Raw genomic sequence first — 19,742 nt, forward strand, 5'->3', positions numbered from 1 at the left:
TTCGATCGGCGAGCGACGGCTGCGAGCCTGACCCCTCTTTGGGCTCGGTGCTCAGTTGCCGTCGCCGGTCGGCAGCGAGAAGATATAGCCTTCGCCACGCACCGTGCGCAGAAATTTCGGATTGGCCGGATCCGTCTCGATCTTTTTGCGCAGCCGCATGATGCGAATGTCGACCGCGCGCGACGAGTCAGGGTCTTCGGTGAAGCCGATCGCCTCGGAGATCGCGGCGCGGGTCAGCAGCCGGTTGGCGCGGGTCAGGAAAACCTCCAGCACGTCGAACTCGCTCTTGGCCATGTCGATCACCGAGCCATTGGCGCCGGTGACCAGCCTGCCGTCGAGATCGGCCTGGAAAGGGCCAAAGGCAACGGAACGGCGATCCGTCGCGGCCTTCTTGCCCTGAAGCTCCTGCGGCTGAGGAACCCGGCGCAGCACGCTGCGGACCCTTGCCAGCACCTCGCGCAATTCGTAGGGCTTGACGATGTAGTCGTCGGCGCCGAGTTCCAGCCCGACGATGCGGTCGAGCGCGGTGCCGGCGGCGGTCGCGTAGATGATACCGATCGGCAGCCGCGAACGCAGCCAGCGACCGAGCGAGAGGCCATCCTCGCCCGGCATGGCGATGTCAAGGATTGCGAGATGGAACGACTGCGTTTCAACGAGGCTGCGCGCGGCGGCCGCACTTTCGGCGGTGGCCACGTCGTAGCCGGCGGCGCCCAGATACTCGGCGACCGCGTCCCTCAGGTCGGGCTCATCCTCGACGATGACAATTCTTGCCCGCACGATGCTCTCGCTCCCACTTTCAGTGGAAAGTAGATTGGGTATAAACATGATGTCCAGCACTCATATCTAGTTGCCAGGGAACGGTTGGAAAATATGGCCGCACGATCCGTCATTGCGCTCGTTTCGGTCGCCGAAGTGGTCGCGACCGAACTCGCCGACCATCTCGAGCGGCGTGGCCACGATGTGCATCAGGCGCGACAGCCATGGGAGGCTGAGTCGCTGCTGTCGGGAAAGGGCATCGACGTCGTCGTCATCGGCGACAGCCTCAGCCAGGCGGAGGGGCGGGATCTGCTCAAGCGCTATGGTGGCGAGGGCGGACCGGATTTCATTCTGATCTGCCGGCCGGCAGATCTCGTCGATAAGGTGCTGGCGCTCGAGCTTGGTGCGGCCGACGTCGTCGAGAGCCCGCTCAATGTCAGGGAACTCGCTGCCCGTGTCGGCGGCCTGCTTTCGCGGCGCGGCAGGGGCACGCAGGAACTGATCGTGCTGGAGAACGCGACCGTCGATCTGAGATCGGCCATGGTCATGCATCGGTCCGGCACGGAAGAGCAGCTTTCGCCCGGTCAGGTGGCGCTGCTCAGGCTGTTCCTGGCCAGTCCGCGCAAGGTGCTGACGCGTGACGATATCATTGCCGCGGCACCTGCCGAAAACGCTGACGCCTTCGATCGCTCGATCGATTCGCGCATCGTGCGGCTGCGCCGCAAGCTCGACACCGACACCATTACCACCATACGCGGCGCCGGCTATAGGTTCGATCCGCCGCAGCAATTCGCCGACTGACGGCTGGGCACTGACGTCATCTCTTCGTTCAAGCATCGGAGTTTCCACCTGGGTCCGATGCTCCTGACGCTCAGCGTACCACCAGCAACGACGGACCCGATGGTATGTCATTGCCCACGGTGAGCTCGCTCGCATGGGCGCGGTCCCTGAGCAGCACGGTGGCAACGGCGGCAAAGCCCAGCAGGCCCTGCGCGTAAAGGAGTGCAGAAAGCACCGAAGCAGCAAATTTCGTGTTCATCGTATCAGTTCCCCATATGTGTGTTGCAGGTCACTTCAGGATCTCCCGAAGTGCCCGCGCCGCTCACGGAGCCCCCCGCAGCGGCGCGGGCCTTCGGTCCTCTCGGCAGCAAGTTGCCGGAGGGGCCGCGCACTCCCGTCAGCTTAAGACCGACCCGCCAGAGGGCCTTGAGCCGAACGATGCGCAGGCTGGAAACAGTCCAGACCGTGGCAAAAAACAGTGCGGCATGCAGTGTCGAAATCTCGCCTGACGTCATCGCGCCGAGCCTTGCCAGAGGGTTGCCGGCAACCGTGCCGCCGCCGCCGATGACCACTGCCGCGATGCTGATCCTGAGAACCCAGGACAGTGCGTTCGATTTCGTTTCGATTTTCGTTACCGGCTGTTTTCGTTACGTCAACTTTGCTTGCGGCCCGTATCCGGATCATGCCGCTTGGAGTCCCGCTTTGTTGCCGATTGGTTTCGAGATCGATGACCGTTGTTTCGTATGCAGAAATTCGCATTTTCGCTTAGGGGTAAATACCCATGTTCGTGGCGCCAGGCCTCGTCAGCAAGCAGTATCTGCCCCCATCTCGGCTCCGTCAGCACCGTTTCCTGTTAACCTGAGGAAACAGATTCGAAACACAAACGAGCATTTCACGAAATCTCCCCGAAACAAGGCGTTGGGATAAGCAGCCATCGAATTGGAGCCGGCCAAGCCCGGCAAAGAGAGGGGATACCATCATGCACAACGCCATTTCCGCCAAGCTTATCAACGTCGCCGCCGCCGCCCTGACCGGTGCGGCACTGCTGTTCGGCGCAGGCTCGGGTGCAGCGCACGCCGCCAACAAGATCGTGGCCCGCGTTTCGCTTTCACAGCAGGTCATGGAGGTCTCGGTCGATGGCCGGCCGGCCTTCGCCTGGAAGGTTTCCACTGGCGACGGGGCCCATGTGACGCCGACCGGCTCGTTCAAGCCGACGCGTATGCATGAGATGTGGTATTCGAAGAAGTACGACAACGCGCCGATGCCGCACTCGGTCTTCTTCAGCGGCGGCTATGCGGTGCATGCCACCAACGCGATCAAACGTCTCGGCCAACCGGCTTCGCATGGCTGCGTGCGACTGCATCCCGACAATGCTGCCGATTTCTATCAGCTCGTCGAAATGTTCGGGCCAACCAACACCAGCATCGTCATCGTCAAGTAGCAGGCTGTGGAACGGGCAGGCCAATTGCCGCGTCCTTGCTCAAGGCTCCCGCAGGAAAGCTTGTCGCGGTATTGAGTACAGCTTACCGGCGGTATCGAGCCCAGCCAAAAAAAGGGGCCGGAATTTTCCGGCCTCTTTTGTTTGTCATCCTGTTTTGCGCAATTCAGAACGAACCGCTGCACACTTTTCTTTGAATTGTTTTAGCTCGGCAGTGCCGGCATCAGCTTCGGATCCGGCTTCTCGGCCAGATGCGGCAGGTCCTTGCTGGCGATGAAGGTGTAGAACATGGGCACGACGAAGAGCGTGAACATGGTGCCGACCAGGATGCCGGTGAAGATGACCAGGCCCATCGAGTAGCGCGCCGCGGCGCCCGCACCGCTGGACGTGATCAGCGGCACCACGCCAAGCGCCATCGCCGCGGTCGTCATGAGGATCGGCCGCAGGCGGACCTTGGCCGAGGCGATGATGGCGTCACGCCGCCGCATGCCATGGATTTCACGCTGCTGGTTGGCGAACTCGACCAGAAGGATGCCGTGCTTGGTGATCAGGCCGATCAGCGTGATGAGGCCGACCTGCGTATAGATGTTGAGCGTGCCGAGGCCCAGATTGAGCGGCACGATGGCGCCGAAGATCGACAGCGGCACCGCCATCATGATGATCAGCGGGTCGCGGAAGCTTTCGAATTGCGCCGCCAGCACCAGATAGATGACGATGACGGCCGCCGCAAAGGCGATCAGGATGGTGTTGCCCTGTTCTTTCTCCTGCCTGGACTGGCCGGAGTAATCGATGAAGAAGCTGTCGGGCAGGCTCTCCCTGGCGATGTCCTCCAGCGCCTTCAACCCGTCGCCGGTGGTGACGCCGGGCAGCGGAAGCGCGGAAATCGTCGCTGAGTTCAGCTGGTTGAACTGCTCGATGGCTGCCGGCGCGGCATTGTTGGAGATCTTCACGACGGCCGACAGCGGCACCATCTCGCCCGTGACGCTGCGCACGAAGTATTCGCCGAGCTTTTCGGGGTTATCGCGGAATTTCTGCGGCACCTGCGGGATGATGTCGTAGCTGTTGGAGTCGCGATCGAACTGCGCCACTTCGGCGCCGCCGACCAGCAGCGTCAGCGTCCGGCCGATATCGGCGATCGGCAGGTTGAGGGCCGCGGCGCGGTCACGATCGATGGTCACCGTCACCTGCGGGGCGTCATAGGCCATCGAATTCTGCACGACGATGAAGCGGCCGGAGGCCTGCGCCTTGTTCTTGATCTTCTCCGCCACATCGTACACTTCCGAGGAATCGCCGGTCGATCGCACCACCATGGCGATGGGCAGGCCGCCGCCGGAGCCCGGCAGCGTCGGTGGGGCAAAGACGAAGGCCTGGACACCCGCCACCTTGGCGAGACGGGCCGTAATGTCGGCCTGCAATTCCTTGGAATTGCGCTTGCGTTCAGCCCAGTCCTTGAAGGCAAAGCCGACGAAGGCGCTGTTTGTCTCACCGCTGAAGGCGACAGCGGAGAACTGCGCCCGCGTCTCCGGAATATCCCTCACCAAGCCGAGCATCTGGTTGACGTAGGTCTCGGTGTAATCGGACGTCGCATAGCGTGGCGCCGTCACGATCGAGAGCAGAAAACCCTGGTCCTCTTCCGGCGCCAGTTCGGTCGAGGTCTTGGTGAACATGAAGCCGGTGACGCCGACAAGCGCCAGCACGATGATCAGCGTCAGCGGGCGATAGTTCAGCGAACCGGTGACGGCCCTCTCGTAGACGTGCTCGACCCGCGCGAAGGTGCCGTCGACAATCCGCTGGAAGCGGCCGGGCGTGCCGGACTTCAAGAGGCGCGCCGACATCATCGGGGTGATGGTGACGGCGATGACACCTGACAGCACCACCGAGCCGGCCAGCGTGACTGCGAATTCGCGGAACAGCGCGCCGGTCAGGCCGCCGGTGAAGGCCAGCGGCGCAAACACGGCGGCCAGCGTCATCGTCATGGCGACAATGGCCGAGGCGATCTCACGCATGCCGCTGAATGCCGCCTGCATCGGCGACATGTGGTCTTCTTCCATGTGCCGGTGGATGTTTTCCACCACCACGATGGCGTCATCGACGACAAGGCCGATGGCCAGCACCATGGCCAGCAGGGAGAGAAGGTTGATCGAATAGCCGACCGCAAACAAAAGGAAGCAGACGCCGATCAGCGACAGCGGGATGGTGACGATCGGCATCATCACCGAACGGAAAGAGCCAAGGAACAAAAGGATGACGACGATGACGATGGCAACCGCCTCGGCGATGGTCTTGAACACCTCGTCGATCGAGGCGCTGATCTGCCCGGTCGCATCGTAGACGACCTCGATCGTCATGCCCTTCGGCAGCGTTTCCTGAATCTGCGGCACCAGCTTGGTGAGCGCCGCCGCCGTGGTGAGCGGGTTCGCCGCCGGCGTCGGGAAGATGGCGAGGAAGGTGCCGGGCTTGCCGTTGAAGCTGACCCTGGTGTCGGTGTTCTCGGCGCCGAGTTCGACGCGAGCCACGTCGCGCAGCCGCACCACATTGCCGTCGGTCGAGCGCAGCGGCAGCGCGGCGAATGCTTCCGGCGTCTGCAGCGTCGAGCGCACCGTGATCGACGAGACGACATACTCGTTCTCTGTATTGCCCGGCGCCGACAGGAAGTTGGAATTGTTGATCGCCTCCAGAACCTCGGAGGCCGTCACGCCGCGCGCGGCAAGCTTGACCGGGTCGATCCAGACGCGCATCGAGTATTCCTGGGCGCCGAAGATCTGCACGTCGGCAACGCCTTCGACCGTCGACATGCGTGGCCGGATGACGCGCTCGATATACTCCGTCAGCTGCTCCTTCGTCATGTTCGGATTCTGCATCGAGATGTACATCATCGCGAACTGCTGGCCGGTACCCTTGACGATGACGGGGTCCTTGGAGGCGTCCGGCAAGGTGCCGCGCACGCCCTGGACCTTGGACAACACTTCGGTCAGGGCGACATCGGGATTGGAGCCAAGCTTCATCTGCACCGTCACGGTGCTGGAGGACGGACGGCTCGACGAGGTGACGTAGTCGATGTTTTCGGTCGAGGCGACGGCGCGGGCGATCGGGGCGGAAATGAAGCCCTGGATCAGGTCGGCGCTGGCGCCCGGATAGGCCGTCGTGATGGTGATCGCCGTCTCGTCAACCTTCGGATATTGCCGGATCGACAGGTTGAAGATGCCCTGGAAACCCAGCAGCAGGATCATGCAGGCGAGGACTGTCGAAAGGACAGGCCGGCGAATGAAGAGATCGGAAAAGCTCATTGCTCGTCGGCCTGCTTGTTCGCCGATTTGGTCGGGTCGATGGTGTTGTCGACGGCGACGGACATGCCGTTGAAGAGCCGGTTCTGACCGGCGGTGACGACCTCATCGCCAGCCTTCAACCCCTCGACGATCTCGACCATGCCCTCGTTGCGGCGGCCGGGTTTGACGAAGACCTGCGACAGCACCAGCGCAGGCTTGTCGCCTTCCGCCGCCGGCTTGACCGGATCGGCAGCGTTGTCCGCCGGCTTTGCTGCATCGACAGCCGGCTTGGTTGCATCAGCCGCCGGCTTCATGGCATCGGCCGGTTTGGCATCTGCGGGCTTTTTGTCTGCGGGCTGGGCGTCCGCCGGTTTGTCGGGTGCCGACGCGGCGGGCTTTTCTTCCGGCTTGGCCGCCTGCGTGGGGGGCGCTTCGGCGGGCTTCGCCGCCTGCACCACGAAAATATAATCGCCATAGAGGCTGGTGGTCAGCGCCGTCTGCGGCAGCGCCAGCACATTCTGCTCTTCTGGCAGTTCGACACGGACCTGCACGAACTGGCCAGGGGTCAGCTTGCCGTCAGGATTGGCGACTTCCGCCCTGATATTCACCAACCGGCTGGATGGGTCGATTTTCGGGTCGATGCCGCGAATGGTACCGGCATAGGGCATCTCGCCGCCGCCGATGCCCAGCCGCACCGTCTGGCCAATCTTGAGCAGCGGGAGTTGTTGTTCGGGAACCGAGAAATCGACCCGCATCGTGTCCAGATCCTGCAACGTCACCACTACGGTGCCAGGCGCCAGGTACTGGCCAAGGTCGATTCTCGGGATGCCCACCGTGCCGCTGAAAGGCGCCGTCAGCTGCTTTTGGTCGAGCACCGCCTGCAGTTTGTTCACTTGCGCGGCGGTTGCCGATGCGGTTGCCCGCGCCGTGTCGAGCGTTGCGTCCGCATTGACGCCGCGCCTCTGCAGTTCAATGGCGCGCGTCAGCGCCATTTGGACGACCGCGACTTGCGCCTTCGTCGCCTCCAGATCGGCGCGCTCGACCGCACCGTCGAGTTGCAGCAGGACCGCGCCTTCCGCAACCTTCTGGTTGGCGTGAAACAGGATCTCCTTGACGATGCCTGTGGTTTCAACCGTCAGATCGACACCGCGCACAGCCCTGACCGTACCGATAGCCTCGACGCCCGGTGTCCAAGTCGACGGCTTGGCGATAGTCGTCGACACGGTCGCCGCCGGCGGCTTCATCGTTGCGAAATACTGCTTGATGCCGTTGTCGCGCAGGAAGTTGAAGCCGACAATGCCACCGACCACGACGAAGAGGACGAGCAGAACAAGGGCGATGATGACGATACGAAGGATGCGCTTGAACAAGGAAGTCCCCTCAGCCGAAATCCGGCGCTAAGCGCGGACATCGGGACACATATCGACTGCGGGTCCCGATTTCAAATAACGGCGGTCTTACTGTACCGTCTGGACGGTCTTGTCAATTGGGCCTAAGCTTGCGATGGGAGGGGCCATGAAAGCTCCAAGATCGAACTCGCGCGAGAAAATTCTTGCTGCGGCGGCCGATGTCGCACGAGAATCCGGACCTGGCAGCCTGTCGTTGGAAGCGGTTGCCAGCCGCGCCGGCGTATCGAAAGGCGGGTTGCTCTACAATTTCCCGACCAAGGCCAAGTTGATGCAGGGACTGGTCGAGGGCTATTTGCGAGACTTCGGGCAAGCTCTCGAAACCGCCAACAGCGCCGACAAAGGCAAAAACCCACTCGCCGTCTATGTCGCGCTGTCGGCAGATGATTGCGAGGACAAGCGGCCATCGGCATCCTGGATCTTTTCGGCAATCGCCGAGGATCCCGACTTCATGACGCCCATAACGACGTTCAAGCGGCAGCTTTTCGAGCGCCTGAAGGGCGAGACGCCGGATCTGAAGTCGCTGCTGGTCTGCTACCTGGCCATAGAAGGGCTGCGCAGCATGAGCCTCTTCGATGCGGATGTCCTTTCGAAGGACGAGCGGCAGTTGCTGGTGGCGTCCCTGCTTGAGATTGCAGGATCGCCTCAGACCCGCGAGGACTGATCCGGGAAGGCCTTGCCGGTTGCCGGGTCAAACAAGCGAAGCGCTGTCTCGTCGAAGGCGAAGCTGCATGTTTGGCTCTTGGCAAGCCGGGTCCGTGGCGGCAGGCAAGCCGTCAGCCGCTGTGGGCCGATGCGGGCCGTGGTGACCAGTTCCGGTCCGGTCAGTTCGACGACCTCGATCTCAACGGGCAATGACAAGTCCGTCGCAGCACCTGTCGCCACGCGAAGCGCTTCGGGCCTGATGCCGACGACGACCCGTGCGCCGTCGCGGGCCGAGTTTCGATAGCGTGCGGGCACAGGTATGCGCACGTCGGTATCGGCAATGGCCAGCTTTCCGTCGGTGAAGACCGCCTGCAGCATGTTCATCGACGGCGCGCCGACAAAGCCCGCGACATAGAGTGTCGCCGGCTGGTCGTAGATCTCTTCGGGCGTGCCGAGCTGTTCGATCCTGCCGTCGCGCATCACCGCGATGCGGGTCGCCAACGTCATCGCCTCGATCTGGTCGTGGGTGACGTAGACGATCGTGGTCTGCAGCATCTGGTGCAGCCGCTTCAGTTCGGTGCGCATTTCCAGGCGCAGCTTGGCGTCGAGATTGGACAGCGGCTCGTCGAACAGGAAGACCTGCGGCTTGCGCACCAGCGCCCGGCCAATGGCGACGCGCTGGCGCTGGCCGCCGGAAAGCTGGCTCGGCTTGCGGTCGAGCAAGGTCTCGATCTGCAGCAGTTTCGCCGCTTCGTGCACCGCCCTGTCGCGCTCGTCGGCGGGAACCCCGCGCATCTCTAATCCGAAGCCGATGTTACGGTGGACGGTGAGGTTCGGATAGAGCGCATAGGATTGGAAGACCATGGCGATATCGCGGTTCTTGGGATGAACGCCAAGGATTGAGCGGCCGCCGACCAGCACGTCGCCGCTGGTTGCCTCGGCCAGCCCGGCGATGATGTTGAGAAGCGTCGATTTTCCGCAGCCCGACGAGCCGAGCAGCACCAGGAATTCGCCGCTCTGCAGCGCGATGTCGATGCCTTTCAGCGTCTCGACACTGCCGTAGCTCTTGCGGATGTCGCGGATTTCAAGCGCGCTCATGTGTGGATTCCCTGAATTGCATCGGGCCGCCATAGTTGCGGGGCAAGGTGGAAATCGCGCGCGACGCTACGTGCGTCGCGGCGGATAGACAGGCCGATAGTGGTTGCTCCTGCGCCAGTGCGGCGAGGAAGGCGGCGTTGAAGACATCGCCGGCGCCGATCGTGTCGACGACCCGTACGTCGGGCGCGACGGCTTCGACAAGTGCGCCGTCCGGGCCGATGGCGACGGCGCCCAGCGGGCCGCGCTTGACGACGAAGGTCGCGCCTTTCCTCATGCTCGACCGGATCGCGCGCGCCGCCTCCACAGGGCTCTGCATTCCGGCTAGGGTCACGGTCTCGACCTCGTTGAACAGCGCCAGTTCGCAGCGCGACAGCCATGCGCGGGTGGCCGTGCAATTGGCCTCGGTCCAGCCATCGATCGGCCAGCCGGTGTCGAGCGCGACGGCAATGCCGTGGCTGTCCGCCCAGTCGAAAAACGCGTCGTAGTGGCGCGTGAGATCGTCGGTCAGGAAGGAGCCGCACAACAGCGCGTAGCCGCCCGAGAGCGCCCTGCCGTCGAGGACGGCGAGCACGTCGGCGAGACTGAAGCGCGGCAGATGTCCGCGTGTCGTGAAGAAGGTCCGCTCACCGTCCGGGTGGGTCATGCCGACGGACAGCGTCGTGCCTTCAGGACAGACCGGCCATTTCTCGGCGCGGTGGCCAAAGGCCTCGCGAAGCCAACGGCCAAACTGGTCGTCGCCGACATTGGCGGCAACGGCGAAATCGACGCCGAGCGCCTCCCAGGCCAGCGCACTGTTGCCGGCCTGGCCGCCGACGCGCAATTCGTCGTGGTCGACGACGGTCTCCGTTCCGGCGACAGGCCACGGCGCTACCGGGCCGACAATCAGGTCGACGTTGACGTTGCCGATCACCGCAAGCGTACGCATCACTCGCTCCTGGTGATCTTGGTCGAGCGAACCGGCGTGCCGGCATTGTCGATAAGGGCATCGGCGAAAGCGATCATCAGGCGCTGCGCTGGAGGCAGCATGGCGAAGATCGCAGCGAGGCCGGAGGCCGGCTTGAAGGAAAGCGTCACGGCTCCTGCGACAGGCGTTTGCCCGGACGAATCGAAGACCACGAGCGGTGCGCCGGCCTCGACCACGGACATGGCCATGGCGGTCACCAGATCCGATGTCGGGTCGTTGCCGCGAAACAGGATGACGCCGATGTGCGGGCCGAGCATTTCCATCGGCCCGTGACGCAACTGGCCGCCCTCTAGCGAAAAGCACGGCAGGCGCGACAGTTCGGTGAGGCCAAGTGCCAGCGCTTCGGCAAGACCCTGCAGCCGGCGGCCCGAGGTGACGATGGCCGTCACCTCGGCCAGTGCTGCGAGCGCCTGTGTGATGTCGTTGTCTTGTGGCTGATCCAGGGCGCCAAGCGCGGCACTCGGGTCCTCGCCGAGTGCGGCAAGAATCGCCAGATGCAAGGCGAAGGTCACGGTCAGGCTGCGGGTCGCGGCGAAGGCCAGTTCGGTGCCGCCGGCGCCGACCAGGCAAGGTACGGTGCGAGCGAGGAACGAAGCGGCTTCAAGCGTCAGGCCGAAAACATCGGCAGCGCTGCCAGCCTCGGAGAACCATCTGACGACCTCGGCGCTCTCGCCGGACTGCGAGGTAACGAGCACCGTCCTGCCCTCAAGCGGCAGTGGCTGGCCGAGTTGCTCGGAAAGCGGCAGTGCCAGTGCGTCGATGCCAAGAGCACGGTAGAGCGGCTCGACGGCGCGACCGACAGCGTGCGAGCCGCCCATGCCGAGCAGCAGCAGGCGCCCGCTCTGCCGGATCGAGGCGGCGGCCTTTGCCGCCATGGCCGCGTTGCGTTCGAACGACGCGATCGCATCGGCATGCTGGCGCGCCATCTCGCGGTCGATCGCCATGAGCCCGGCGGGGCGGCTCTCGCCAGTGGTCATTGTCATCCTTTCACACCGCCGCTGGTCAGGCCCGAGATCAGCGCGCGCTGCATGACCAGGCCGATCAGCACCGGCGGCAAGGCGGCCAGTACGCCGGCCGTGGCGATCAATCCGTAGTCGGAAACACGGCCGCCCGCCAAATCGGCGATGGCGACGGTCAAGGTCTTGGCGCGCTGGTCGGACGTGAACAGCAGCGCATAGAAGAATTCGTCCCAGGCGAGCAGCACGGCAAACAGCGCCGATGTCGCCATAACAGGTGCTGCCAGCGGTAGCGTGATGATGCGCAGCGTCTGGAACAGGCCGGCGCCGTCGATCATCGCCGCCGCCTCGATTTCGCGCGGGATCGAATCGAAACCCGACTTCATCAGCCAGGTGGTGAACGGCGCCAGAATGGTCAGGTAGACCAGAGCCAGGCCGAAGATGTTGTTGAGCAGGCCGAGATACGACAGGCCCATGTAGAGCGGTACGGCAAGCGCCACCGGCGGCAGCATGTAGGTGGCGATGACCATCGACAGCGACCAGCCGATCGATGGCGTGCGCGAGACGGCCCAGCCGGCGGGGATCGCCAGCGCGAGCGCCGCGATGGTCGCCATGCCGGCAATCTCGAGGCTGTTACGCAACGATGAGGTGAAGGCAGCGCCGGCGCTGTTTTCGGCGGTCGACAGCAATTGGCCGTAGCGGGAGAAGTCAGCACTTTGCGGCCACCAACGCAACGGCTTGGCGGCAAGGTCGGCGGCCGGCGATATGCTCATGATGAACAACCAGGCGAGGGGCGCCAGGATGACGGTGGCGAGCAGCAAAGCGCAGGCATGGATGAAGATGGTGAAGGCAGGGCTCTGGCGTTCCATCAGGCGGCACTCCCCGCGGTCTTGCGCACCAGCGCCGCATAGGCGATGGCCAGCACGGTGACGAGCAGGGTGACGATCAGCGCCAGCGACGCTCCGGAGCCGGCGCGCTGGAAGGAGAAGGCCTCCTGGTAGACGAGGATCGACAGCGTGCGCGTGCTGTTGGCCGGGCCGCCGCGGGTCATCACCCAGATGATGTCGAAGACCTTGAAAGCCTCGATGGTGCGCAGCACCAGCGCCACCATTAGCGGGCCGGCGAGATAGGGCAGGATGACGAAGCGGAAGCGGTTGAAAGCCCCGGCGCCGTCGACGAGCGAGGCGGCGGTGATGTCGCGCGGCACCGCCTGCAGCGCCGCCAGCGCGATCAGCGCCACCAGCGGAAAATTCTTCCAGCAGTCGGCGACGATCAGCGCCGCCAGCGCCTTGCCCGGCTCGCCGAGCCAGGAACGGTAGGCATCGATGAGGTGCAATTGTGTGAGGGCAGCGTTCAGCGCGCCATATTCGGGATTGTAGATCAGCCGCCATAGCGTAGCGTTGACCACGGTCGGCAGCGCCCAGGGCAGGATCATCAAGGCGCGCAGGATGGCGCGGCCATGAAACTGTTGATTGAGCAGCAGTGCTGCGAGAACGCCGATCACCATTTCGGCGGCGACCGAAATCACGGCGAAGAGTGTCGTAGTGACCAGCGTGCGCGAAAAATTCGCGCTGGACAGCATGTTCGCATAATTGTCGAAGCCGACGAAATTGCCGCCCGTGCCGACAAGCTTGGCGTCGGTGAAGGATAGCCCGACGGTATCGGCCAGCGGCCAGCCGATGACGGCGAGCATGACCACGAGCAGCGGCAGCATCAGCAGCCATGCACGGGTTGTCATCCAGGTGCCCGACATCGGAGCAGCCTTTCTTCGTTCATCTTTGATCTGGACATAACATGGGCGGCACAAGGCCGCCCATGTTGAAGGACAACGGCGCTCAGAGGCCGCTGTTTTGCGCGGCGGTCTTCAAGGCATCCTCCGGCGAGGACTGGCCGAGAAGAGATTCCTGAATCGCCTGCTGCAAGGCAGTCGACAGCTCCTGGTATTTCGGCGTGGTCGGGCGCGGATACATGGCGGCCAGGCCGAGCTTGGCGGCGGCGATCAATTCTTCCTGGCCCTTGGTGACCGCCGGGTCGTCATAGGACGAAGCCCAGATCGGCAGCGAGAGCTTGGCATACTGGTTTTGCGTCGCCTGCGAGGTCATGAATTCAATGTATTTCCAGGCTTCGTCCGGATGCTTGGAGACCGCTGTGACGCCAAGGCCCATCGAGCCGTTGACGGCCGACACCTCGCTGGTGCCACTAACGCCTGGCGCTGGCACAACACCGACCTTGCCCGCCACCTTGCTGTCCTTCGGGTCGTTGGCCATGTTGTACATGTAGGTCCAGTTCAGCGCGAAGGCAGCGTCGCCGTTTTCGAAGACCTTGCGCACGTCCTCTTCCAGGAATTCCTTGGAATTGGGATTGGTGAGGCCCGACTTGTAGCTGTCGACCATGTATTTCAGCGCCGCGACGCCGGGGCCATTCTGGAAGTCCGGCTTGCCGTCCTTGAGGAAGTCGCCGCCATAGGCGCTAACCAGCGTGGCGTAGTCGCAGATCGCGGCCTCGGCCTGCGACCAACTCCAGGCGATCGGCGTCTTCAGCAAGCCCTTGTCCTTGATGATCTTGGCCTGTTCGCCGAGTTCTTCCCAGGTCTTCGGCGGCGCCTTGATGCCGGCCTTTTCCAGGATCTCCTTGTTGTAGAACAGGTATTTGGTGTCGAGGATCCACGGCATGCCGTAGTATTTGCCGTCATACAGGACCGTCGTCCAGGCGCCGGGTAGCACGCCTTTCTTCATGTCGTCGGTGATCTTCGACGACTCATCGACCAGCACCTTGTTGGTGGCGTATTCGGCCGGCCAGATGACGTCGAACAGCACGACGTCGTAGCCACCGCCCGAGCCCTGTGCGAGCACGGTCTTGTCGTGCAGGCCTTCATAAGGGACGAATTCGAGATTGACCTTGATGTCGGGATTGGCCTTGATGAAGGCGTCCGTCATGGCGCGCACGTCAGCCTCGCTGTAGGCGGCCTGCGCCATGAAAAGCGCATTGATGGACGTTTCGGCGAAAGCATGGGGAACGAGCAATCCTGCGACAAAGACTGCGCCCAAGAGTGTCTTACCGATCGATTTCAGCATCTTCTTCTCCCATTACCGATGTTGGCGGGCCGGCGATCTGCGTTGCCTTCCCGGATTGATGTCACGTGACCCAATGGTCCCCGACCGTGAGCGGCGCCGGGCTTAAAGCCCTGGCCGTCTTGTTCTGCGGTCGGTTTCGCTATTAAGTCAATTCGCTTGACTTAATTAGTCGATCAATATCCTAATGGAGTCAAGAGGGAAACGCTGGTGGACGATATCAGCCCGATCCGCGCCAAGAGCGGCACCAACCAGGAAGGCACGAGCGCGCACAACCGTCGTGTCATGATCGAGGCGCTGCGTCTCAATGGCGCCCTGTCGCGCGCCGACCTGGCGCGCGCCACCCAACTCACCAAGCAGGCGGTCTCAAACATCATCGAGGACCTCGAAAGCGACGGCCTGGTCGTTGCCCTCGATTCGGTGCGCAAGGGCAGGGGCCAGCCCTCGACCCCCTACAGGCTGGTTCCCGAAGGCGCCTTCGCCATCGGGCTGCAGATTGATCGCCACCTGACGCGGGCGGTCGCCGTCGACCTGGTCGGCAGCGTGCTGGCGCGAGCCGAGGCCAACCTGCCATTCGATGAGCCGTCGAAAGGCGTCGAGGTGATCCTTGGCCTGGTCGGCGGCGTCCGGCGTGAGCTGTCCCAGATCTTCGCCCAATCCGAAGAGAGGCTCGTCGGTCTCGGCGTCGCCATGCCGGGTCCTTTCGGGCTGAAGAATTCGGACGATAAATGGATGATGCCGGCCTGGCAGAAATTTCCGCTGCTGGAGACGCTCGCCAAAGGCACAGGCCTGAATGTCAGCTTGCAGAACGACGCCGCCGCCTGCGCGACGGCGGAGCGCATCGTCGGCGCGGCGCACGGTGTCGATCACGCGGTTTGCCTCTACGTCGGTTACGGCATCGGCGCCGGATTGATCCTGAATGGCGAGCTCTACAGCGGCGGCCATGGCAATGCCGGCGAGATCGGCATGGCGCTGCTCTCGCCGGCCGGCCCCGGCTCGACGCCGCTGGAACATCGCGCGTCGCTGGCCTCGCTTTACCAGCATCTCGGCCTCAACCCGGCCGACGACGACATCTACCAACAGTTGGACGGCCTGGTCACGGCCGAGGATCCCAAGATCATGGCCTGGATCGATGGTGCGGCGCATGATCTGCGCTGGAGCGTGCATCTCATCGAAACGATCTTCGATCCGCAAACCGTCATCTTGACAAGCGGAGCGCCGGAAGCGCTGGCCCGCCGGCTGGTCGAGGCGATGCATCCGCTGCTGCCGTCGATCGCCGACCGGCCGGGGCGGAATTTGCCGCGCCTGCAACTCGGCACCACCGATCCCTGGTCGATCGCGCTCGGTGCTGCCGCGGCGCCGATCAGCCGCGCCTTCGATCCACGGTTTTCGGCGATCCTGAAGACGCGGTCCAGCAGCACCTGACAGCGTCGACCACCAGGCATTTCGCCTGAAATATCCTCGGAAGTTGTGTTCGATATCGTCACACAGGGTTCATTGTGCGGACATAGCGTTCATCCCGGTTCTTTGCTGCAATGCAATAGGAGTGGGACATGGTGGACATAGTTTCTAGTGAGGCGGGCATTCCGAGACCGGATCATCCGCTGCACAATTCGGGTAGCGCGAAGTGGTTCCTGCCGGCCTTCGGCGTGCTGGTGCTCGTCGGCGTCGTCTATGTCGGCTACGCGCTCAGCCAGGATCTGGCCGAGGCCAAGACGGTGCCGTGGATCCTGCTCGGCATTGCCTTGCTGATCGCGCTCGGCTTCGAATTCGTCAATGGCTTCCATGATACCGCCAATGCGGTGGCGACGGTCATCTACACCCGCTCCATGCCGGCTGAATTCGCGGTCATGTGGTCGGGCGCCTTCAATTTCCTCGGGGTTCTCACCTCCAGCGGTGCGGTCGCTTTCGGCATCCTGTCGCTGCTGCCGGTCGAACTGATCCTGCAGGTCGGCTCTTCCTCCGGCTTTGCGATGGTGTTCGCACTGCTCGTTGCCGCCATCCTGTGGAACCTCGGCACCTGGTTCCTCGGCCTGCCGGCTTCGAGCTCGCACACGATGGTCGGCTCGATCATCGGCGTCGGCCTCGCCAACCAGTTCATGGCGCCTGCCGGCAGTGCCACCAGCGGTGTCGACTGGTCGCAGGCGACCAATGTCGGCATCACCTTGCTGGTGTCGCCGATCATCGGCTTCTTCGCCGCTGCGATACTGCTCTATGCGATGAAGCTACTCGTGCGCAATCCGGCCCTCTACGAAGCACCGAAAGGCAACACGCCGCCACCATGGTGGATCCGCGGGCTGCTGATCTTCACCTGCACCGGCGTCAGCTTCGCGCACGGTTCCAACGACGGACAGAAAGGCATGGGCCTGATCATGCTGATCCTGATAGGTGTCGTGCCGACGGCCTTTGCGCTGAACCGGACGCCCGACATCAACTATCTCGAGGCCTACAAGTCGGCTTCCGTCAGCGTCGAACAGGCGCTGGGCAAATATGTCAAGCCGGGCGTCACCGTCACCGACGCCAAGGCAGCCGTCCAGGATGCCGTGCGCACCCGGACCTGGAGCGACCAGACGACGGTCGCGCTGCAGACCTACATCCACGACACGACAGCGGGCCTGCAGCCCTATGCCACTGTCGACAACGTGCCGACCGATCTGGTCAGCAACGCCCGTAACGACATCTACCTGATCGGCGAGGCACTCAAGCTGATCGACAAGAAGAAGTTGCTGCCGATGGAGGCGGCCGATCTGAAAGCGGTCACCGACTATCACAAGGCGGTCGACAACGCGACGAAGTTCATCCCGATCTGGGTGAAGGTCGCCGTCGCCCTGGCGCTCGGCCTCGGCACAATGGTCGGCTGGAAGCGCATCGTCGTCACGGTCGGCGAGAAGATCGGCAAGAGCCATCTGACCTATGGCCAGGGCGCCGCCGCGGAGCTTGTCGCGATGGTGACCATCGGCATGGCCGACCGGCTGGGGCTGCCTGTGTCTACAACCCACGTGCTGTCGTCGGGCGTCGCCGGAACGATGGCCGCCAACGGTTCGGGCCTGCAATGGTCGACGGTGCGCAACCTGCTGCTGGCCTGGGTGCTGACCTTGCCGTGCTCGATCACGCTCGCCTTCGTGCTGTTCATCATCTTCCGCCAGGTGTTCTAGAGCGGACAATCAGATGTTGAAATGAAAACGGCGCCGGTTCGGCGCCGTCTTTCGTTTGGGTGATCTGGCTTATTTCAACGCGGCTGCAGGCCTTGGTCCTCAAAACTGTGAATTTGCCATGCGCCTCGTCGGAGGAAGGCGCAGCAATGACCTCAGGTCGGATCCTCGCGGTGCAGATCGTGGATGGCGACGCCCTCGACATTGGTCGGCAAGGTCAGCCACTGGCGATGGCGCAGCGTGCGCTGCGTGTCCTCCAGCCCCATCTCCCAGTGCTCGCGCATCGAGGTGCCGGAGAATTCGTAGTCCTTGGCGTGACCCTCGTAGCCTTTGTGCTGGTAGATCAGGTGGACGATGTTGACCACGCCGGCATTGGAATAGTCGGCGATCAGCTCTCTCTCGCCTTCCCTCAGCAATTCGGAAGGGACGCGCTTCAGCGCGTCGAGCAGTTTCATCTTGAGCGCATGGATGCGCTGGAAATTGTCTGTGTTTTGCCGCGTGCGGCTGGAATACATGATGTCCTTGTGCCGCGACAGCACATCGGCCATGCCGCGCGGCAAGGAGCCGCGCGCGCTGAACAGGTCGACCTGGAATACCAGCGAGGAGCGGTCTTCTTCCTGGTCGAGCAGATACTGCAGCGGCGTGTTGGAGACGATGCCGCCGTCCCAGTAATACTCGCCTTCGATGCGGATCGACGGGAAGGCGGGCGGCAGCGCGCCGCTGGCCATGATGTGCTCCGGCTCGATGCGCACTTTCTCGGTGTCGAAATAGACGAAGTTGCCGGTTCTGACATTGACCGCGCCGACGCTCAGCCGCTTCTTGCCGTCGTTGAGGATATCGAAGTCGATCAGGCTTTCCAGCGTCTCCTTCAATTCGACCGTGTCATAGAAGCTGGTGGCGCCTTCGGCTCCCGGCTGTTCGAACCAGGGATTGGGATTGCGCGGCTTGAAGAAGCCTGGCTGGCCCATGGTCATCGTCATCCACGAACTGGTGCGGTTGCGGATGTCGCGGTAGATGTCGCCTTCGGGCGTATAGGCCCAGATCTTGCGGCCCGAGATGGTCTGCCAGAATTGTTCGAGACGCTGCAGGCGGCGGCTTGATTCATTGCCGGCGATGATCGCCGCATTGATGGCGCCGATCGATACGCCGGAAAGCCAGCTCGGCTCGCAGCCCGCGTCGGCCAGCGCCTGATAAACACCGGCCTGATAGGCGCCGAGCGCGCCGCCACCCTGAAACACCAGCGCGATGCGGTCATACTGCGCCGATATTTCCTCGATGGTGGCGGTAGCCTCCTTCTTGCGATTGCGATCAAGCACGAATTTTCTCCGGCTGGGTTGCGCTGGTCTCGGAGGGGTTGCGATCAGCGAGGTAGTCGTGAACCACCTCGCCCAGCCCGAGCGTCAGATCGGCGGTGAAATGAACAGCCGATACGATGTCGAGCACCGGCAGCTTCGCCACGTCGGCCATGACATGGGGCCGCAGATCGAGTGCCGCGGGCGCCGTCCATGCCTCCTTCAGCGTGATATCGGTAAGGTAGTAGCGGACCAGCTCGCAGATGCGTGGCGTGCCGTCGACATGCGGGATGATCTTGACCAGGAAGTTGGGAGCAGCCAGCGAAGCAAGAACGGAATCGTGATCGGCCTCCCGGTGTTTGTAACCCATGGTACCGGTGGCGCACAGAACGCTGCCATAGTGCAGCGTGCCGACGATCACTTCGCCCTCATGCACGATCTTGGGATTGGCCAGCTTCTTGGGAAAGCCCCAGAGCTCGCGGCCGCCGGCGATCGGCGCGTCGTCGTCCAAATACATCGAATGGACGTAGCCGCCGTGCTGGCCCTTGTAGCGCACCGGGATCACCTGGCCGGTCTCGGTATAGTCGCCGAAGCCGGTTGAATCAGGCATGCGGATGAATTCGTACTTGACCAGCGGCTCGTCGATCTCCAGCGGCGCCGGTACGACGGCTTCGAGCGCCTCGCGCGTCGTGCGGTAAGTGATGATGACGTATTCGCGGTCGAAGAAACGATACGGCCCCGGCGGGAAGGACGGATTGGTCAGTGGCATCGCATAGGCGCGCTTCAAGACATCGGCGATTTCCAAGCTGCACCCCCAAGGTTCTCTACGGCAAAATCTCGTCAGGAATGACCGCGCGAATGCGCAACCGATTATGTTGCACGGCACCATGACAGCGCCGTGTCAGCCCGGCGACCACG

18 protein-coding genes are annotated in these 19,742 nt (G+C 63.2%); 6 read left to right on the forward strand and 12 right to left on the reverse strand.

The features are described from left to right. Nucleotides 1-51: 51 nt before the first annotated feature. Nucleotides 52-825, reverse strand: coding sequence for a response regulator (locus HNQ71_RS26340; protein ID WP_184875894.1), 774 nt, complete (start codon nt 823-825; stop codon nt 52-54). A gap of 45 nt (nt 826-870) precedes the next feature. On the opposite strand from HNQ71_RS26340, the gene HNQ71_RS26345 reads away from it, so the two are divergent. Further along, a complete protein-coding gene (locus HNQ71_RS26345; RefSeq protein WP_184875896.1) occupies nt 871-1,557 on the forward strand; it encodes a response regulator transcription factor in 687 nt (228 codons plus the stop codon). A 70-nt stretch (nt 1,558-1,627) separates the two neighbouring features. Here the strand turns inward: HNQ71_RS26345 and HNQ71_RS26350 are convergent, their stop codons facing one another. After that, a complete protein-coding gene (locus HNQ71_RS26350; RefSeq protein ID WP_184875898.1) occupies nt 1,628-1,795 on the reverse strand; it encodes a hypothetical protein in 168 nt (55 codons plus the stop codon). Between the two features lie 179 nt (nt 1,796-1,974). Here HNQ71_RS26350 and HNQ71_RS26355 point away from each other — a divergent pair, with 179 nt between their 5' ends. Both HNQ71_RS26355 and HNQ71_RS26360 read left to right on the forward strand, forming a co-directional pair. After that, entirely contained in the window at nt 1,975-2,463 is a 489-nt protein-coding gene (locus tag HNQ71_RS26355; RefSeq protein ID WP_184875901.1) for a hypothetical protein, read from the forward strand. Between the two features lie 52 nt (nt 2,464-2,515). Further along, on the forward strand, nt 2,516-2,977 hold the full coding sequence (locus tag HNQ71_RS26360) for a L,D-transpeptidase (RefSeq protein WP_184875902.1): 462 nt from the start codon (nt 2,516-2,518) through the stop codon (nt 2,975-2,977). Between the two features lie 200 nt (nt 2,978-3,177). On the opposite strand, the gene HNQ71_RS26365 is transcribed toward HNQ71_RS26360, so the two are convergent. Together HNQ71_RS26365 and HNQ71_RS26370 are read right to left on the reverse strand one after the other, a co-directional pair. After that, on the reverse strand, nt 3,178-6,261 hold the full coding sequence (locus tag HNQ71_RS26365; protein WP_184875904.1) for an efflux RND transporter permease subunit: 3,084 nt from the start codon (nt 6,259-6,261) through the stop codon (nt 3,178-3,180). After that, nucleotides 6,258-7,610, reverse strand: a complete 1,353-nt coding sequence (locus HNQ71_RS26370; RefSeq protein WP_184875906.1) for an efflux RND transporter periplasmic adaptor subunit — start codon at nt 7,608-7,610, stop codon at nt 6,258-6,260. Before HNQ71_RS26370 ends, HNQ71_RS26365 begins: the two co-directional genes overlap by 4 nt. Before the next feature lie 145 nt (nt 7,611-7,755). Here HNQ71_RS26370 and HNQ71_RS26375 point away from each other — a divergent pair, with 145 nt between their 5' ends. Beyond that, on the forward strand, nt 7,756-8,310 hold the full coding sequence (locus tag HNQ71_RS26375; RefSeq protein ID WP_184875908.1) for a TetR/AcrR family transcriptional regulator: 555 nt from the start codon (nt 7,756-7,758) through the stop codon (nt 8,308-8,310). On the opposite strand, the gene HNQ71_RS26380 is transcribed toward HNQ71_RS26375, so the two are convergent. From HNQ71_RS26380 to HNQ71_RS26405, 6 genes are all read right to left on the reverse strand, one after another. Then, nucleotides 8,292-9,389, reverse strand: coding sequence for an ABC transporter ATP-binding protein (locus HNQ71_RS26380; RefSeq protein WP_184875910.1), 1,098 nt, complete (start codon nt 9,387-9,389; stop codon nt 8,292-8,294). The genes HNQ71_RS26375 and HNQ71_RS26380 overlap by 19 nt on opposite strands. Further along, the gene (locus HNQ71_RS26385; RefSeq protein ID WP_184875912.1) at nt 9,376-10,314 is read right to left on the reverse strand and encodes a PfkB family carbohydrate kinase; all 939 of its coding nucleotides are present in this window, start codon (nt 10,312-10,314) and stop codon (nt 9,376-9,378) included. The genes HNQ71_RS26380 and HNQ71_RS26385 overlap by 14 nt, the downstream gene beginning before the upstream one ends. Continuing rightward, nucleotides 10,314-11,330 carry an SIS domain-containing protein gene (locus tag HNQ71_RS26390; protein WP_184876347.1) on the reverse strand — a complete coding sequence of 339 codons (1,017 nt, stop codon included), beginning with the start codon at nt 11,328-11,330 and terminating at the stop codon, nt 10,314-10,316. Before HNQ71_RS26390 ends, HNQ71_RS26385 begins: the two co-directional genes overlap by 1 nt. Before the next feature lie 2 nt (nt 11,331-11,332). Continuing rightward, nucleotides 11,333-12,178, reverse strand: a complete 846-nt coding sequence (locus HNQ71_RS26395; RefSeq protein WP_184875914.1) for a carbohydrate ABC transporter permease — start codon at nt 12,176-12,178, stop codon at nt 11,333-11,335. Next, nucleotides 12,178-13,062: a carbohydrate ABC transporter permease gene (locus tag HNQ71_RS26400; RefSeq protein ID WP_184875916.1), complete on the reverse strand. Its 885-nt coding sequence runs from the start codon at nt 13,060-13,062 to the stop codon at nt 12,178-12,180. The genes HNQ71_RS26395 and HNQ71_RS26400 overlap by 1 nt, the downstream gene beginning before the upstream one ends. 82 nt (nt 13,063-13,144) lie before the next feature. Continuing rightward, nucleotides 13,145-14,383: an extracellular solute-binding protein gene (locus HNQ71_RS26405; RefSeq protein WP_184875918.1), complete on the reverse strand. Its 1,239-nt coding sequence runs from the start codon at nt 14,381-14,383 to the stop codon at nt 13,145-13,147. A gap of 207 nt (nt 14,384-14,590) precedes the next feature. On the opposite strand from HNQ71_RS26405, the gene HNQ71_RS26410 reads away from it, so the two are divergent. Beyond that, nucleotides 14,591-15,805: an ROK family protein gene (locus HNQ71_RS26410; RefSeq protein WP_184875920.1), complete on the forward strand. Its 1,215-nt coding sequence runs from the start codon at nt 14,591-14,593 to the stop codon at nt 15,803-15,805. Between the two features lie 128 nt (nt 15,806-15,933). Next, nucleotides 15,934-17,535 carry an inorganic phosphate transporter gene (locus tag HNQ71_RS26415; protein WP_184875922.1) on the forward strand — a complete coding sequence of 534 codons (1,602 nt, stop codon included), beginning with the start codon at nt 15,934-15,936 and terminating at the stop codon, nt 17,533-17,535. A gap of 152 nt (nt 17,536-17,687) precedes the next feature. On the opposite strand, the gene HNQ71_RS26420 is transcribed toward HNQ71_RS26415, so the two are convergent. Next, nucleotides 17,688-18,848 carry a patatin-like phospholipase family protein gene (locus HNQ71_RS26420; RefSeq protein ID WP_184875924.1) on the reverse strand — a complete coding sequence of 387 codons (1,161 nt, stop codon included), beginning with the start codon at nt 18,846-18,848 and terminating at the stop codon, nt 17,688-17,690. Next, complete coding sequence (locus HNQ71_RS26425) at nt 18,841-19,629, reverse strand: acetoacetate decarboxylase (protein ID WP_184875926.1); 789 nt, start codon at nt 19,627-19,629, stop codon at nt 18,841-18,843. Before HNQ71_RS26425 ends, HNQ71_RS26420 begins: the two co-directional genes overlap by 8 nt. Nucleotides 19,630-19,742 lie beyond the last annotated feature (113 nt).

This window comes from Mesorhizobium sangaii, from assembly GCF_014207355.1.
In the GTDB taxonomy this organism is placed as follows: Bacteria; Pseudomonadota; Alphaproteobacteria; order Rhizobiales; family Rhizobiaceae; genus Mesorhizobium; species Mesorhizobium sangaii.